General features: G+C 45.7%; 15 protein-coding genes. 5 read left to right on the top strand and 10 right to left on the bottom strand.

What is annotated here, in order from left to right:
• Positions 1 to 142: 142 nt before the first annotated feature.
• Both NL647_RS23355 and NL647_RS23360 read left to right on the top strand, forming a co-directional pair.
• Entirely contained in the window at positions 143 to 718 is a 576-nt protein-coding gene (locus NL647_RS23355; protein WP_017818904.1) for a DedA family protein, read from the top strand.
• 179 nt (positions 719 to 897) lie between these two features.
• Complete coding sequence (locus NL647_RS23360; RefSeq protein ID WP_017818903.1) at positions 898 to 2,265, top strand: Na+/H+ antiporter NhaC family protein; 1,368 nt, start codon at positions 898 to 900, stop codon at positions 2,263 to 2,265.
• A gap of 177 nt (positions 2,266 to 2,442) precedes the next feature.
• Here NL647_RS23360 and NL647_RS23365 read toward each other — a convergent pair whose 3' ends face one another.
• Entirely contained in the window at positions 2,443 to 3,288 is an 846-nt protein-coding gene (locus NL647_RS23365; protein WP_017818902.1) for a 3-keto-5-aminohexanoate cleavage protein, read from the bottom strand.
• Positions 3,282 to 4,610 carry an aspartate aminotransferase family protein gene (locus tag NL647_RS23370; RefSeq protein WP_061065608.1) on the bottom strand — a complete coding sequence of 443 codons (1,329 nt, stop codon included), beginning with the start codon at positions 4,608 to 4,610 and terminating at the stop codon, positions 3,282 to 3,284. Before NL647_RS23370 ends, NL647_RS23365 begins: the two co-directional genes overlap by 7 nt.
• Before the next feature lie 203 nt (positions 4,611 to 4,813).
• On the opposite strand from NL647_RS23370, the gene NL647_RS23375 reads away from it, so the two are divergent.
• Complete coding sequence (locus tag NL647_RS23375; RefSeq protein WP_227740455.1) at positions 4,814 to 5,200, top strand: hypothetical protein; 387 nt, start codon at positions 4,814 to 4,816, stop codon at positions 5,198 to 5,200.
• A 19-nt stretch (positions 5,201 to 5,219) separates the two neighbouring features.
• Here the strand turns inward: NL647_RS23375 and sufE are convergent, their stop codons facing one another.
• The 7 genes from sufE to NL647_RS23410 all read right to left on the bottom strand — a co-directional run bounded on the left by sufE (position 5,220) and on the right by NL647_RS23410 (position 12,261).
• Entirely contained in the window at positions 5,220 to 5,627 is a 408-nt protein-coding gene (gene sufE / locus NL647_RS23380; RefSeq protein ID WP_005447670.1) for a cysteine desulfuration protein SufE, read from the bottom strand.
• Positions 5,628 to 5,640: 13 nt separating this feature from the next.
• Positions 5,641 to 6,864, bottom strand: coding sequence for a cysteine desulfurase SufS (sufS, locus tag NL647_RS23385; protein WP_253650721.1), 1,224 nt, complete (start codon positions 6,862 to 6,864; stop codon positions 5,641 to 5,643).
• Complete coding sequence (gene sufD / locus NL647_RS23390; protein ID WP_033007387.1) at positions 6,861 to 8,141, bottom strand: Fe-S cluster assembly protein SufD; 1,281 nt, start codon at positions 8,139 to 8,141, stop codon at positions 6,861 to 6,863. Before sufD ends, sufS begins: the two co-directional genes overlap by 4 nt.
• Complete coding sequence (gene sufC / locus NL647_RS23395) at positions 8,116 to 8,862, bottom strand: Fe-S cluster assembly ATPase SufC (RefSeq protein WP_005447675.1); 747 nt, start codon at positions 8,860 to 8,862, stop codon at positions 8,116 to 8,118. The genes sufD and sufC overlap by 26 nt, the downstream gene beginning before the upstream one ends.
• A 6-nt stretch (positions 8,863 to 8,868) precedes the next feature.
• The gene (sufB, locus tag NL647_RS23400) at positions 8,869 to 10,344 is read right to left on the bottom strand and encodes a Fe-S cluster assembly protein SufB (protein ID WP_253650722.1); all 1,476 of its coding nucleotides are present in this window, start codon (positions 10,342 to 10,344) and stop codon (positions 8,869 to 8,871) included.
• A gap of 48 nt (positions 10,345 to 10,392) precedes the next feature.
• Positions 10,393 to 10,764 carry a Fe-S cluster assembly scaffold SufA gene (gene sufA, locus NL647_RS23405; RefSeq protein ID WP_005447677.1) on the bottom strand — a complete coding sequence of 124 codons (372 nt, stop codon included), beginning with the start codon at positions 10,762 to 10,764 and terminating at the stop codon, positions 10,393 to 10,395.
• 228 nt (positions 10,765 to 10,992) lie between these two features.
• Positions 10,993 to 12,261, bottom strand: coding sequence for an O-acetylhomoserine aminocarboxypropyltransferase/cysteine synthase family protein (locus NL647_RS23410; protein ID WP_049535709.1), 1,269 nt, complete (start codon positions 12,259 to 12,261; stop codon positions 10,993 to 10,995).
• A 201-nt stretch (positions 12,262 to 12,462) separates the two neighbouring features.
• Between NL647_RS23410 and NL647_RS23415 the strand changes: the two genes are divergently transcribed.
• On the top strand, positions 12,463 to 14,112 hold the full coding sequence (locus NL647_RS23415; protein WP_053085902.1) for a mechanosensitive ion channel family protein: 1,650 nt from the start codon (positions 12,463 to 12,465) through the stop codon (positions 14,110 to 14,112).
• A gap of 128 nt (positions 14,113 to 14,240) precedes the next feature.
• Here NL647_RS23415 and NL647_RS23420 read toward each other — a convergent pair whose 3' ends face one another.
• Complete coding sequence (locus NL647_RS23420) at positions 14,241 to 15,137, bottom strand: LysR substrate-binding domain-containing protein (RefSeq protein ID WP_049535710.1); 897 nt, start codon at positions 15,135 to 15,137, stop codon at positions 14,241 to 14,243.
• 105 nt (positions 15,138 to 15,242) lie between these two features.
• Here NL647_RS23420 and NL647_RS23425 point away from each other — a divergent pair, with 105 nt between their 5' ends.
• Entirely contained in the window at positions 15,243 to 16,499 is a 1,257-nt protein-coding gene (locus tag NL647_RS23425) for a D-amino acid dehydrogenase (protein WP_009700550.1), read from the top strand.
• Positions 16,500 to 16,540: the final 41 nt, after the last annotated feature.

The raw sequence follows: 16,540 nt of genomic DNA on the forward strand, positions 1-16,540 counted from the left end.
CGCGCCACTATTATCAACGGAATGTCAGATTTGACTATTTGAGAACAACGTCGATTGACCAAGCTAACTAACAGGAGTATCACTCCAACTTCGTTCCACTTTGGTTAGAGGAAAGCATTTGGAACACATTAATGATTTACTGATGGCGATGAAGCCGCTGCTTGAGCAATATGGCTATCTCGCCCTTATCGTCAGCATCTTTCTTGAAGGTATTGGCATTCCGATGCCGGGGCAATCGCTGATGATTGCGGCGTCTATCATCTCATCTGAGCATGTCATGAACCTTAGCCTAGTGATGATAGTCTCTTGGTTGAGTTGCTTTTTTGGCAACACGTGCGGCTACCTGATTGGCTATTACTTTGAAGGTTGGTTAGACAAGAAAGGCTATATTTCTGGCCCTAAAATGCAGAAGCTACAAAATACAATTCAGAAGTATGGTCCTGCTTGCTTGGTTGTCAGCCGCTTTATTGAAGGAATGAAACAGTTTATGCCGCTTGCTTGTGGCATTGCTAAGATGTCGCGTAAAGAGTTCTTATTGGGCAACGCCCTTGCAACCACCATTTGGGTTGCCGTGTTCAGTTTGCTCACTAACTTTGCGTTTGAGCATCTAAGCGTTCTCAGTCAGTTCTATACCGATCATCGCTACGTGGTTTGGTCGAGCGCAGCGTTGTTGTTCTCACTGATGATCTTCGCGCTCCTCAAACGAAAAAAAGCATAAATACTCTACACAAGTAAAATTCTACAAAGGCTCACAGTATCAATAAGATATGTTATGTGAGCCTTTTTTCTTGGTCTTTTCGATTAAAAATAACCAGCCATTTAGACGTCTAGACGTTGACAAGTCTTTGGTGTCAGATTAGTCTGCTCGCCTTATTTGTTGATTATGTTGTCGTTCACATGTCTGGTTCTAAAAATTCTAATAAAGCAATCGCACCATCAGCGGTCGCACTTTTACCTTTAGTGCTATTCCTTGCGCTGTTTATTGGCGTGGGCACTTACTTATCCTTGCAAGGCGTCGATTTCGCCTTCTACCAACTACCAGCGCCTATCGCGGTATTGCCTGCTGTGATCCTTGCGCTCATCCTAAGCAAAGACAAACTCAATCGCTCTATCGAACACTTTATGCGTGGCGTTGGTCATCAAGACATCATCGCGATGTGTATGATCTACCTGCTTGCTGGTGCCTTTGCTGCAGTAGCAAAAGCGTCTGGCGGCGTAGATGCGACAGTTAACCTTGGTCTATCTGCGATTCCAACCAGCATGATCTTGCCGGGTATCTTCCTGATTTCGGCATTTATTGCGACAGCGATGGGCACCTCAATGGGCACCATCGCAGCAGTTGCGCCTGTTGCTCTGGGCATTGCTCAATCAGCAGGTATGAGTCTTCCATTGACTGCTGGTGTAGTACTTAGCGGCGCAATGTTTGGTGATAACCTTTCGATCATCTCAGACACCACGATTGCGGCAACCCGTTCTCAAGGCTGTGAGATGAAGGACAAATTCAAAGAAAACATCCGTATCGCACTACCAGCAGCACTGGTTGCGCTTGTGATCTTCGCCTTCAACAGCACAGCGACTCAAGTACCAGAAACCGGTCCTATTGAATGGTTGAAAGTGCTGCCATATGTGACGATTCTTATCCTTGCTGTATCAGGCATGAATGTGTTTGTCGTGCTTACTATTGGTATCGTTTTGGCAGGCGGCGTGAGCTTGTCTTCTATCGATGATTACGGTCTAACCAACTTCGCACAAGACATCTACTCAGGCTTTGGCAACATGCAAGAGATCTTCCTGCTATCCATGCTGATTGGTGGTCTGAGTGAGCTTATGCGTCGCCAAGGCGGTCTCGCGTTTCTAACTAACCTAGTGAGCGGCATCATCCGTACGTTTGGCTCTAGCCACTCGAAAAAAGCAAATGGTCGTGCAAGTGAACTAGGTATTGCTGGTCTGGTTTCGATGGTGAATACCTGTACCGCCAACAACACCGTTGCCATCATCGTATCAGGTAGCGTGGCTCGTCAGCTGGCAGAAGAGAACAACGTTTCACCGCGTCGCTCTGCAAGTTTGTTGGATATCTTCTCGTGTGTTATCCAAGGTGTATTGCCATACGGTGCGCAAGTTCTGCTATTGGGTTCGGTATTTAACCTTTCTCCACTAGAAGTTGTCGCGAACTCTTATTACTGTTTCGCGCTTGCAATTGCAGCTATCGTGGCGGTGTTTATCAAGCATCCGGCACGTCAGCCTGTCCCTCAGACTGAAAGCTAAAATTAACTTTGAAGAAGGGCTCCGATTGGAGCCTTTTTTGTGTCTTAAGAAAAGAAGCGATTCCCTACTCGCTCCTTCGTCGCTCTAGATAATGACGCTATGTAAAACCAAGCATCAACCAAGGCTAACTCCGTCATTCTCGAGAAGGAGGAACGACTGAGTCGGGAATCTCTCAAATCAACTACCACTCAGGCTAAGGCGAAAACTCTCCGCATCATGCAGGGGCACATCGAGCAATTCACAAATCTCTTTTAATCGCCGAACTTGCTCTGCATTGCTTTTCGCGAGTTGACCATCCGAACTCAAATGGTTGTTCTCAAAGCCTACCCGAACATCCAATCCCAGTAACATTGCATGGGTTAAACAGTCTTGCTCTCTCGCGCCAAACGCGCATACGGCACATCTAACGTTCTCTTCGATAAAGCGCTCCAAATGCAGTGCCCGTAAATCCCATGGCGAAGATTGTTGAACCTCATGATATCGACCAAGTACCACTAACGCGTGTTGGTTTTGCTTTGGTAAAACGCCTCGCTCTCTTAGGGAGAAATAGCGCTCGATGTCTGCCTGATCATACAAAATGATTTGGCTGAGAATACCCTGATCAGCGACCCAATCAAAAAAGATAAGACCTTGCTCCTCACTCTGCTCATCAGGAATCAGTTCACGCAAAGCAAAAGAGGCGGCTTCTGGTTTTACCGCTTTGATCAGCGCCATTTGCTGTTGTGGTGAATACATACCAACAGCCTCAGTTGTGAGCTGAACTATCATCGAATTCCCAACCGCAGCTTTCACCGCGTGGTAGATTTCTAAGTTGTCATCAACCTCTAGAGAATGCCTGCCTTGCACATCTCTCGCGTGCAAATGGATCATGGTAGACCCTGCCGTTTGACATGCTTTCGCCTCGGCAACCATTTCTTCAGTATTCATCGGCAATTGAGCATGGTCTTGCTTGGTTTTTTTCGCTCCATTAGGTGCAACAATAATCGCGATTCGAGCTCTTTCTATTGGGGAATTTATTACCATGTTTTCGACACCTCTCTGAGTGTACGAGTGAGCTTTTCTACCAGCTCGTCGATGTGGCTTCGTTCGATGATAAAAGGCGGTGCAAGAAGGATATGATGCCCATTGACACCATCAATCGTGCCCCCCATTGGATAGCACATCAGTCCATTTTTCATCGCTTGATGTTTGATCTTTTTGTCTGCCAAAATTGAATTAGGCAGAGGGATTTTACTTACTTTGTCTGCCACAAGTTCAATGCCAAGAAACAGCCCTTTACCACGAATATCCCCAATATACGGGAAGTCTGAAAGTGCTGACTCGAGTTCTCTTTTTAACATTGCTCCTTGTTGGTTGACGGCTTGCAGGAGCTTTTGGTCACCGATGGTCTGAATGGTTGCAACGGCGGCTGCGCATGCGACGGGATGCGCCATAAAAGTATGCCCATGTTGAAAGAAGCCACTACCAGACGCGATTGCTTGATAGACTCTGTCATTGGCAACAACGGCTCCGATAGGTTGATAACCCGCACCTAATCCTTTCGCCATGCAGACTAAATCTGGGACGGCTTGCTCTTGTTCAAAAGCAAAAAAGCTACCGCTACGTCCAACGCCACACATCACCTCATCCATGATCAGCAACACATCATAGCGATCGCAAATCTCTCGTATTCGTTTGAAGTAACCTAGAGTGGCAGGTACTGCGCCAGCTGTTGCGCCAACAATCGGCTCTGCAACAAACGCCATGACGTTATCCGAGCCCAGTTCTAAAATTTTAGCTTCAAGTTCATTGGCAGCTCTCAGTGAGTAATCGAGCTCTGATTCACCTTCTCTTTGATGACGATAGGCATAGCACGGCGCAATGTGATGGCTTGGGTGCAAAATGGGTTTAAAAGGCTCACGCCGCCATTCGTTACCACCAACAGCCAACGCACCAAGCGTATTACCGTGATAACTTTGCTGGCGAGCAATAAACTGCTTTTTCTCTGGCTTACCACATTCCACAAAGTATTGTCTTGCCATCTTTAGTGCAGATTCAACCGCTTCAGAGCCCCCACAGACTAAGTAGACGTGATTGAATTGCGATGGCATTTGCTGGCAAATCAACTCAGCCAACTGCTCACTTACTTCACTAGTAAAAAAGCCAGTATGAGCAAAAGGTACTTTTTCGATTTGGTCGAGCATGGCTTGTTTAACAGCTTGGTGGCTGTGCCCAAGGTTTGATACGGCAGCGCCACCGCAAGCATCGAGATATTGATTACCTTGGCTATCGAACAGATAAACCCCTTCCCCTCTGGCGATAGTAGGCAACTTGGCGTGACAATGGCGGTGAAACACATAAGACATGAGCGTCCCTTCCTAGTGACTATTTGCTAAGCATAGTCAGGAAGATGCGATTTATACGCAAGGTAAGAAAAGTGCGCCGCGATGAGCATTTGGAATAGACCGCTGGAGTAACGATAAAAACGTATAAGAAGCCTTGATTTATAAATGATAATAATTATCATTAAGATCAAGTAACAGATGGAAGGTGTTTTATGGATTGCGTGATGACATGGCTAACTGCAGAGATTGACGACTATAAGGATAGATTACAAACAGCCACTTCAGAGTTCTTTCTTGCAGAGATGAATCTTAATCGTCATGGTCCGTCTGAAAAACGGTTATCAGAGTATTATCATGCGAGTCTCGACGTCGCCCTGACTGCTCGTGATAGCGGTGATGATATGAGTTATCTACTTTGCCTAAAAAAGCTCTACACCAGAATGATGGCTGAATTGAATGACACCAATAACGAGCTTTGCTGCCGCTCCCAATGCAAAGCCTACGCGCTTGATTCACTCAATCTCACTTGTCAACTCTACAAAGGCTATGACGTGATGGACAAAGCCAAGATCCTTCGCACTGACTTTGCCAAACGCTCGTCCATTACCTAACACAGAAGCTCTGCAGAAATCACGCCATTTCTAGCGCTTGAACTTGCTTAAAGATACTCTTAACCATAGCTTCAATGCCTTGGTTTCTGGCCGGAGTTAATTGTTGCTGTAAACCTAACTCAGCAAAAATGCTTTTAATGTTAGTCTCCAACAACTGCTTCGGTGTTTTATCTTGCAATAACAAGCACACCACAGCGACAAGCCCTTTCACTAAAGCCGCGTCGCTGCTACCCAACAATTGCACTTTTCCTTGTTCTACTTGTACCTGAATCCATACTTGGCTTTGACAGCCGTAAATGGCCGTCTGTTCAGTCTGTAACGCTTCTGGTAAACGAGCAAACTTCTCGCCAAGCGAAATGATGTATAAGTACTTATCTTCCCAATCAATACATCGATTGAAGTTTTTAATTAATTGTTTTTGGTCCACTGCTTTCTCTTTCCTATCCGACTAACAAGGTATGGATACGTTTTAGACTAGAAACCAAAACATCAATATCTTGTTGATTATTATATAAAGCAACCGATGCACGACACATCGCAGGTACTTGGTAGTATTTCATCAGAGGTTGAGCGCAATGATGTCCCGTTCGAATCGCAACACCGTACTTATCTAAAAAGCTACCCACATCAAAGGCATGCACTTGTGCAAGGTTGAATGACACTACGCCGCAGCGCTCTTGAGGACCATAAATGACAATGTCTGGTACCGTCTTTAGTTGATCGTAGAGGTAGTCAACCAATGTTTGTTCATAGCGACCAATCGCTTCAAACCCAAGATCGAGCACATAATCAATCGCACACCCTAAACCGATAATGCCAGCAACATTAGGAGTGCCAGCTTCAAAACGCCATGGCGCTTCGTTATAAGTGGTCCCTTGGTACAGATCGACCTCTTTTATCATCGCACCACCACCTTCCCACGGAGGCATAATATCAAGCAGCTCTTTCTTCGCGTATAACACTCCAAGCCCTGTCGGACCATAGAGCTTATGCCCTGAAAAGACATAGAAGTCGCAGTCCATTTCTTGTACATCGACCGCTTGGTGCATCACTGCTTGTGCCCCATCTACCAGCACTCGGGTGCCATTCTGATGAGCCAACTCGATGATATTTTTGACCGGATTAATGGTACCAAGCACATTAGAGACGTGGGTGACCGCTAATAAGCGAGTACGCCCAGTCATCAGCGTTTTCAGCGTATCCAAACTCAAGCTTCCATCAAGCTCTAGCGGCCACACCACCACTTTGATCCCGATGTCTTGTTCTAGCATTTGCCAAGGCACGATATTGGCGTGATGCTCCATTTCAGACACGATGATCTCATCGCCTTCCGTCAACTGCGCTTTCGCATAAGCATTCGCAACAAGGTTAATGCCATGCGTGGTTCCATGAACAAAAACCACCTCTTCACGCAGCTTGGCACTAATGAATTGCTGAACCTTATCACGCGCTTGTTCCATCAAGTCTGTCGCATGAGCACTCAAATGATGGATTCCACGATGAACCGCTGCGTTTTCATGTCGATAAAAGGTGTCGACTCGTTCAATCACGACCGATGGTTTATGTGCACTTGCTGCGCTGTCTAAGTAAACCAAAGACTTGTTGTTCACTTCCTGATGTAAGGTTGGAAAGTGTGCTCGTTGCGCTGTTATGGAAGAGATCATGCATTTACCTCTGCTAGCTTGGACTCTATATGCTGTAAAACCAGCGTACGAATAACGTCAATATCAATCGCCTCTGCGACTTCCGCGGCAAAGGCAAGGGTGATCAATTGTTCAGCTTGGTGCTTTGGTAGTCCGCGAGCCTGCAAATAAAACACCTGCTCTTTGCTCAATGCTCCTGTGGTAGTACCGTGACTGCACTTCACGTCGTCCGCATAGATCTCCAGTTGAGGCTTACTGTTGACCTCACACGCTTTACTTAGCAACAAGTTGTGATTGTCCATTTGTCCGTCAGTTTTGAGCGCGTTTGGGGCGACTTTGATCATGCCGTTAAATACTGCTTTGCCTTGCTGACTAGCAATAATTTTGTGCAGTTGCTGACTCGTGCAATGCCCTTTGTTGTGTTCAAGGTAAGTACGCGTGTCGTACGTTTGCTGATGGCTAGGTAGCGCTAGGCTGTTGATTTCAATCTCTGTATTTTCGCCATTTAACTGGCAGCTGGTGTGGTGGCGCGTCAATTGACCAGAGAGCAAAAAAGTCTGGCTTGATACATTTGCATCTCGTCCAACGAAAAGATCATTGTGAGCAAAATGGTAATGTTCCACAGAACCCAAGCAGAGCTTGTAATGGGTAAGTTCAGCGTTGTCCGAAACCTCCATCGTAAGCCGCGAACCGGAATAACTTGCTGCCACACGATTGCCATGACAAGCAGAAAGAAGGTGCTCAACAATTTTAACTTCGCTACTTTGTCCGACTTTTAGGTGTACGCGATGATGTGCCATACCACCTTGAGGTCGAGACTCAATTTGCATCAAGTAAATAGGCTTGGCTACAGTATGTTTGGCATCGACCTCAATCAACAAAGTCGTATCGGAAAACGCTTCCGTGAGATGCAAAAAGATTTCTGGTGCAATCGCGGCAGGCAACGCTTGTTTTGCATCACCATTAAGTAAAGAAAGTCGAAATGCCTCGCCATCAATATCACTCAAATTAGGTTGGAACTGACCGTTCACAAATACTAACCTTTCTGCATCCATATCAAGCTTGTGAGCCTGAACGAAAGCCATCGATACATCAGTCTCACGCTGGCTGGAAAAATCAATGGCATCGAAGCCTTCAAGCGAGGTGTATTTCCAATCTTCATGCTGACGAGTCGGTAATCCTTGTGCTAACGCGGCTTGCCAATGGTATTTGGCAACCTCATCTAACTCAATCAGACGAGGCTTTAAATAGTCACTGAATGGCAATAGACAATTACTCCTCTCCGGTGAGCCAACCATAGCCCTTCTCCTCTAACTCAGCCACCATAGAGAAATCACCCGATTTGATGATTTTTCCTTGATACAGCACGTGCACAAAGTCAGGTTTGATGTAATCAAGAATGCGTTGGTAATGGGTCACAATGATGAAAGAACGTTTGCCGTCTTTTAGGCTATTTACGCCATTAGCAACTTCTTTAAGTGCATCAATATCTAATCCAGAATCGGTCTCGTCCAAAATGCAAAGTTGTGGGTCAAGTACCGCCATTTGCAAGATGTCATTACGCTTCTTTTCTCCGCCAGAAAAGCCGACGTTTACCGAGCGAGAAAGTAAGTCTTTCGGCATATTGAGAAGCTCAATTTTCTCCTCAATTAAATCCGCAAGTTCAAAGCGTTCCAATTCCGGAAGTTCACGGTATTTTCGCACCGCATTCACTGATGCTTGTAAGAAGAGATGGTTACTCACTCCCGGAATTTCGACAGGGTATTGGAATGCCAAGAACACGCCTTCACCTGCACGTTCATCAGGATCTAATTCCAATAAATCCTTGCCGTTGAAATCGACAGATCCATCGGTAATTTCGTAGTCTTCACGTCCCGCGAGCGTGCTTGCCAGCGTGCTTTTACCGGAGCCGTTTGGTCCCATGATGGCGTGAATTTCTCCAGGGTTAATCTGAAGATTGACTCCTTTTAGAATTTCTTGTTCTTCAATTTGGGCTTTTAAGTTGTTAATTGTTAACATTTTTCATTATCCAACGCTGTGTTCTAAGCTGATTGCCAATAATTTTTGTGCTTCTACGGCAAACTCCAGCGGTAATTCGGAAAACACATCCTTACAAAAACCGTTCACAATCATTGAGATCGCATCCTCTTCAGCAATGCCTCGTTGTGAACAGTAAAACAGTTGGTCTTCACCAATTTTGGTTGTGGTTGCTTCATGCTCGACCTGAGCGGAGTTGTTTTTTACTTCAACGTAAGGGAAGGTATGCGCCCCACAATCCGGACCGATGAGCATCGAGTCACATTGAGTGAAATTTCGCGCATTTTCAGCGCTCGGTAAGATCTTCACTAATCCGCGGTAGCTGTTTTCACTGTACCCAGCGGAGACGCCTTTTGAGATGATGGTGGACTTGGTATTTTTACCGATATGGATCATCTTAGTGCCAGTGTCAGCCAACTGCTTACCCGACGTTAACGCGATGGAATAAAACTCACCGATCGAGTTATCCCCTTGGAGAATGACGCTTGGGTACTTCCATGTAATGGCAGATCCCGTTTCGGATTGAGTCCAAGACATCTTTGAACCATTGCCTTTGCACAGCGCTCGCTTGGTCACAAAGTTGAGGATACCGCCGTTGGTATCTTTGCCTGAGAACCAGTTTTGTACGGTCGAATACTTCACGTAAGCATCTTTGAGGACGATCACTTCTACCACCGCAGCATGCAGCTGGTAATTATCATGCGATGGTGCCGAACATCCTTCGATATAGCTGACATAGCTGCCCTCATCAGCAATCAAAATCGTACGTTCAAATTGACCTGTTTTTGCAGCATTGATCCGGAAATAGGTCGAGAGCTCCATAGGACACTCAACACCTTTGGGGATGTAAACGAAGGTGCCATCCGACGCAACGGCAGCATTTAGCGCAGCAAAGAAGTTATCTTCTGGCGGGACGACTGTCCCTAGGTACTCTTGTACTAGCTCAGGGTACTTGTGAATCGCTTCGCTGAATGAGCAAAAAATGATGCCTTTCTCTGCCAATTTTTCACTGTACGTGGTTTTGACCGATACGGAGTCAAAGATTGCATCAACAGCGACTTCGCTTCCCTCACGAACTGGCACACCCAGCAGGTCAAAAGCTTGTTCGACTTCTTTAGTCAAAAACTCCGGGTCTAGTGATGCTTCATCGCCAGCGCAAGTATCATCGCACTGACCACAAGATGGCGCGGAATAATAGCTATAATCTTGATAGTTAAGCGGGTCGTAGTGCGCTTTTAACCAATGCGGTTCCTCCATGGTTTGCCAAATTCGAAACGCCCGAAGTCGGAACTCCAGCATCCATTCAGGTTCGTTTCTTTTGGCAGAAATCGCACGTACAACATCTTCATTGATGCCTTTTGCTAACTGGTCTGTCGCAATATTGCTGTAGAACCCTTGTTTGTAACTATCATCATCAACCCAAGCTTGAACATCTTCTTGGATCTCAATACCACTTTGTGTCATTGTCGGTACCATTTAAAACCAGCCACTGCCCTAGAGCAGTGCTCGCTTTTACACATTAAAACTTTCACCACAACCACAAGCACTTTGTACTTTAGGATTGTTGTACTGGAACATCTGGTTCAACCCTTGTGAAATGAAGTCCACTTCTGTTCCATCGAGATAAGGCATGGCATCAAGAGGCACAAATAACTTGGCGCCGAGATGCTCATATACAAGATCGTCAGCGATGACTTCATCCACGGTGGACAGTACATACGCGTAGCCCGCACAACCTGAAGGCTTAATTGTGAGTCGCAAGCCACATAGAGATTCGTCTTTTTCGAGCAGCTTGTTAATTTGATTGGCAGCTTTATCGGTCAGAGTTAGCCCTTGCCAACTGCTGCTTGGATCGAAGCTGTCTACTGAGTTGAGTCCCGACATGACTATTCACCTATTTAAAAACAAACACTGAGAATGATAGTTATTATCATTTATCCATTCAACCATAATGAATTTATGGGATTAAGGCATGCTGCTCGGTCACAATTTGGAATAGAAAACGAAATGGGATTTGAAAAAGAAATAGGGTCTGAAATGAAAGTTGAATATCGACGGTGTCTTCAAAAAGCAGCCCTATTAAAGAGCTGCTTTTCACTTTTAATTCAATAATTAAGCATTAAGGGCTTGTTCAAGGTCTACCAAGATGTCATCAATGTGTTCAATACCGACGGACAAGCGAATCATCTCTGGGGATACACCCGCTTGCTTTTGCTCCGCTTCACTCAATTGACGGTGCGTAGTCGACGCCGGATGGCATGCAAGCGATTTTGCGTCACCAATGTTCACTAAACGCTTAAAGATCTTCAATGCATCGTAAAAGCGCACACCAGCTTCATAACCATCTTTCAAGCCAAACGATAATATCGCTGATGGTTTACCTTGCATGTATTTTTCTGCCAATGGATAGAATTCCGACGTAGGTAAACCCGCGTAGCTTACCCAACTCACTTTCTCGTGCTGGCTTAAGTATTCCGCGACTTTCAGCGCATTTTCGGTATGACGCTCCATACGCAGCGACAGCGTTTCCAGCCCCTGCATCAGCATAAAGGCATTCATTGGTGACAAAGCAGAACCAGTATTACGCAAAGGAACGGTACGAGCACGACCAATAAAAGCCGCCTCACCAAATGCTTCGGTGTAAACCACGCCGTGGTAGGAAGGCTCAGGCTGATTAAATACTGGGAAGCGATCTTTATGCTGTGCCCACGGGAACTTCCCAGAATCAATGATGATGCCACCCAGCGTCGTACCATGCCCACCAACATACTTAGTGAGCGAATGAACCACGATGTCGGCACCAAATTCGATTGGCTTGCATAGCACTGGAGTTGCGACCGTATTGTCTACAATCACAGGCACGCCCTGCGCATGAGCCAGTTCGGCAACACGTTCTAGGTCTATGATGTTCCCTGCCGGATTACCGATGCTTTCACAGTAAACCGCTTTGGTATTCTCATCGATAAGCTCAGCAAGACTTTCAGGTTTATCGTCCTTGGCAAAACGCACTTCAATACCTTGGCTTGGCAACATATGCGCAAACAAGGTGTAAGTACCACCATATAATTGAGGAGTAGAAACGATGTTATCGCCAGCTTGCGCGAGCGTGAGAATAGCGTAGTTAATTGCCGCACTACCTGCACTCACAACCAAACCAGCAATCCCCCCTTCCAACGCTGCCATGCGTTTTTCCAACACGTCATTGGTTGGGTTCATAATACGAGTGTAAATATTGCCCGGAACTTCAAGATTGAATAAATCCGCACCATGTTGCGCATCATCAAACTCATACGCTACCGTCTGGTAAATCGGTGTCGCTACTGATTTGGTTGTTGGGTCGGTTTCGTAGCCAAAATGGATCGAGAGTGTTTCGTCTTTCATGCATCTTCCTTGAACTATTGATTGAATGGTTATTCTTTTATATTGCCGATTTTTTCAACAAAGAAAAGCAGTTCAAGTCACAGGGGAGTGGATTATTTCTGTTCAGATGGTCCAAAAGAGAGGAATAACAACGTTAGCTTTTTCCGCATATGAAAATCATTGACTAAACTTATCCAATAATCATAAGGCTAGGATAATGTTATGAAAACAATCACATCATGGATGATCGTTGGGTGTTTGGTGCTTTTCGCTTTCTTCACTCAGGCAAATGAGACTTTCCCCCTCGCACCTCCCGATCTCTCTAGCCCTCGAAAAGCACTCACAAGCTTTGATACTTTGGTGTCACAAGCCAATCAGCAACTAACCGAAATCATTGAAGATCCAGCTCAAAATACAGAGCAAAACCGACAACGTATTTACGCGTTGTTCGATAAAGCAACGCAAGCCTTCGATCTGTCTAAAGTCCCAGAATCTAGCCAAACTCGAGTCGCTATTGAATCTGTCATGTTGATGAAGGAAATACTCGACCGAGCTCCACCTACAGACTTATCTCTCATTCCCGATAACAACACCCTAACCCGCTGGCAAATTCCAGATACGGGGTTAGAGTTGATCAAGCAACCTGATGGTCAGTATCGTTTTTCCGAGCAAACCGTGCACGGCTTGTACAGTGATTATTTGCTGGTTAAACACTTACCCTCTCATTCCGGAGCTAGCTTAGATTACTATCAATATTACTCGCTAAGCGCGGGAAGACTTATTCCGCCAACATGGTTTCACCTCGTAGAAGCATTACCTAGCGTATTTATGCTGGAATATGGCGACCAAGCAATCTGGCAATGGTTAGGGCTGGCGTTGTCTCTTTCTGCGACCATCTCTGTGCTTGCTCTACTCTACAACCATATCCAGTCGCCAATTTCAAAAGCGATACTTGCCGTACTCACACTAAGCGGTTTTCTTTATCTCGCAGACTACCAACTCAATTTAACTGGCGTACTAATGTCGACACTCAATATCGTCATAGAGCTCATTTGTTGGCTATTGCTCAGCCAAGTCGCTTATCTGTTGATTTACAAAACGTGTCGCCTACTAATGAGTAAACAACGCACTAACACCACACTGCGCCAAAGCCTGACACAAATTATCGGTACTTTGCTGGGTTCGATGGCCGCTATTGCTTGCCTTGGTTATGGTTTGAATCGCTTGGGCGTTCCCGTTTACGGCATCGTGACGGGGTTGAGTTTAGGGGGGATGGCAATCGCGCTCGCTATCCGTCCAACTATGGAGAACTTAATCGGTGGGGTTATCTTGTTCTTAGATAAATCCTTGTCAGTTGGAGATTACTGCCAAATTGGCAGCCAGTCAGGAGTCATAGAACAAATAGGAGTGCGCTCAACACGCATCAGAGCAAAAGACAGAACGCAAATCACGATTGCTAATGGTGACCTTATCAAGCGAGAGATCATCAACTATAGCCGCCGTGACCGTTATCCTTTTAAAGCAACTATCGGGTTGCGCTATGAGACGAGCATGGCGCAATTACAGCTCATTACAGAAAAAATCACGGCATTACTCCAAGAACATCCAGATGTTTTAGATTCTCCTCTTCGAGTTCACTTTAGTGCCTTCAATGCGTACAGTCTGGATATTGAGGTTCTCGCTCATTTAAACACCACAAATAGGGAAACCTTCCTTAACCTGCAACAAGAACTTCTGATACTGATTGATAAGATCATTACGGCAGAAGGCGCTCAATTTGCTTTCCCTTCCACTACCACGTATCTCGCAGCAGATTCTGTACAACCGACCACGGCTCCCACACCGGTTCATGCCGTACCTCAAAACGCATAAAGCTTAAGTGCATAAAAAACCGCCTCGTAAGAGGCGGTTTATCTGAGGTTATAACTCCGCATTGTTAATCTTCTGTGTTCACTCATTGTGGCTTCTTAAACACATGAACCAAACATAACTCTCGGTAGTTACAACCGGACTTGTTGTAAAAGCCACTTTTTAAATCGTTCGGTAGGCTCACTTCTCGTGTTAATGATTAAGTAGTATCCTGCGTTGGCATCAACGGGTTCAAATGGTGAGACCAAACGACCATTTTTAAGTTCATCCTCCACCAGCGCCATACGTGCCATCGCAATACCAACGCCGGCTTCAGCCGCGGACATCGCCATATCCGTTCGATTAAAGAAATGCCCAGAATCCGTTTTAAAATCCAGCCCCATACTTGATGCCCAATAGAGCCACTCATAGTCACGCGGCGCTTTATCCCATGGCATAGCATCGTGCAATAACGTCGCATCTCGCCATTGCTCTGGTGTCGTTTTAGGTGTTTTTAGCCACCCATGATCCTCAAGGTATTTGACACTCATCACTGGAAGAAGTTGCTCATCAAGAATCCGCTTCGCGTTTTTGTCTCGATACGGGTGCGGACCATAGTCAATTGCAACGTCGTAATCCTTCAGCTCACTATTCACAAGCGCTCCCTCTGCAAAAATCTGTACTTGCAGGTCGGGGTTATTTAGGTGGAAGCTTTCAAGCCTAGGAACCAGCCATTTAAATGCAAAAGAAGGTGTCAGTTTGAGGCGAATTTCATTGTGGGGCTTTTCAATCTGTAGCTCTTCAAGTGCTTTCCTAAGTTCAGAGAAGTGAAATTGCGAAGTCTGAGATAACTGCAAACCTTTAGGTGTCAGCCTAATTCCTCGCGAATGGCGTTCAAACAAAGTAAAGCCTAGTTGCTCTTCCAACTGGATAATTTGCTGGCTAATTGCGCCTGTCGTCAAGTGCAATGCCTTTGCTGCACTGGTAAAACTGTTGTGTTCCGCTACTTGGTTAAATAACCACAATCCACTTACGACACTACTTTTCATCCTGAGCCTATAGTTTTTCTAAACGCTGGATGTAATTTATATCGATTGTTAACAAAAGGTAAAGAAGACAAACTGCGCAACATCGAAAATGTGTGGAGCACATCAATGGAAGTCATCGTATTAGGTAGTGGTGTTATCGGTTTGACCTCAGCTTGGTATCTAGCTCAAGCAGGTTATCAGGTCACCGTGATCGATCGCCAACCAAGCAGTGCGATGGAAACCAGCTTCGCCAATGCAGGACAAATCTCTTACGGCTACTCTTCACCATGGGCAGCCCCTGGCATTCCACTCAAAGCCGTGAAATGGCTAACCGAAGAGCATGCCCCACTCAAAATAAAACCGTCTCTCAGCCCAGAGCTTATCCGCTGGGCTACGAAAATGGTGTCTAATTGCACCTTATCTCGCTATCAGATCAACAAAGCACGAATGCTATCCATCGCCAATCACAGCCGCACTTGTTTAGAGCAGCTAAGACGTGATCATGCGATTGAATACCAAGGTCGCCAACTCGGGACGTTACAAGTATTTCGATCTCAACAGCAGTTAGACGCCATAGAAAAAGACCTTAAGTTGTTAGAACAAAGCGGTACACGTTTTCAGCTAATGAACGTCGAGCACTGCATCAAACAAGAGCCTGGGTTAGCGTTAGTAAAAGAAAAACTGGTCGGTGGGTTGTACCTACCCGATGATGAAACCGGAGATTGTTTCCAGTTTTGTCAGCAGTTAACTAAGCTGGCGAAAGCTTATGGTGTCAGGTTTGAATTCAATACAGAGGTAAGCAATTGGGTTACCGTAGGCAAAAAGGTCATGGGTGTCCAAACGGATCGTGGTTTATTTAAAGCAGACCAGTTTGTACTTGCTTCGGGCAGTTACTCAACGGCGTTACTCAAGCAGCTTGAGATTGATATTCCGATCTATCCCGTCAAAGGGTATTCACTGACGGTTCCGATTGAATGTGAACAATTTGCACCGCGATCTACCGTCATGGATGAGACCTATAAAGTGGCAATGACACGCTTTGACGATCGCATCCGGGTCGCAGGGACCGCTGAACTTGCGGGCTTTGATCCTTCATTACCGCAAAAGCGCAAGAATACGATTGAAATGGTGATTCGAGATTTATTTCCGCAAAGTGCCGATTTCACTCAAGCCGAATTTTGGACAGGATTTCGCCCCATGACGCCCGATGGTACACCCATCATTGGTGCGACCCCTTACGACAATTTATTCACGAATACCGGACATGGAACGCTAGGTTGGACCATGGCTTGTGGGTCAGGACAACTCCTTGCCGACATTATGATCGGTGCAGAAAGCAAAGTAACAAATCACTCAGAATTGAGCCTAAGCCGTTACGCCTAAACACCTGTAAACCATTTCAAATAGAACATTATTCCACATGT

This window comes from Vibrio sp. Y29_XK_CS5 (genome assembly GCF_024181835.1).
Taxonomy (GTDB): Bacteria; Pseudomonadota; Gammaproteobacteria; order Enterobacterales; family Vibrionaceae; genus Vibrio; species Vibrio harveyi.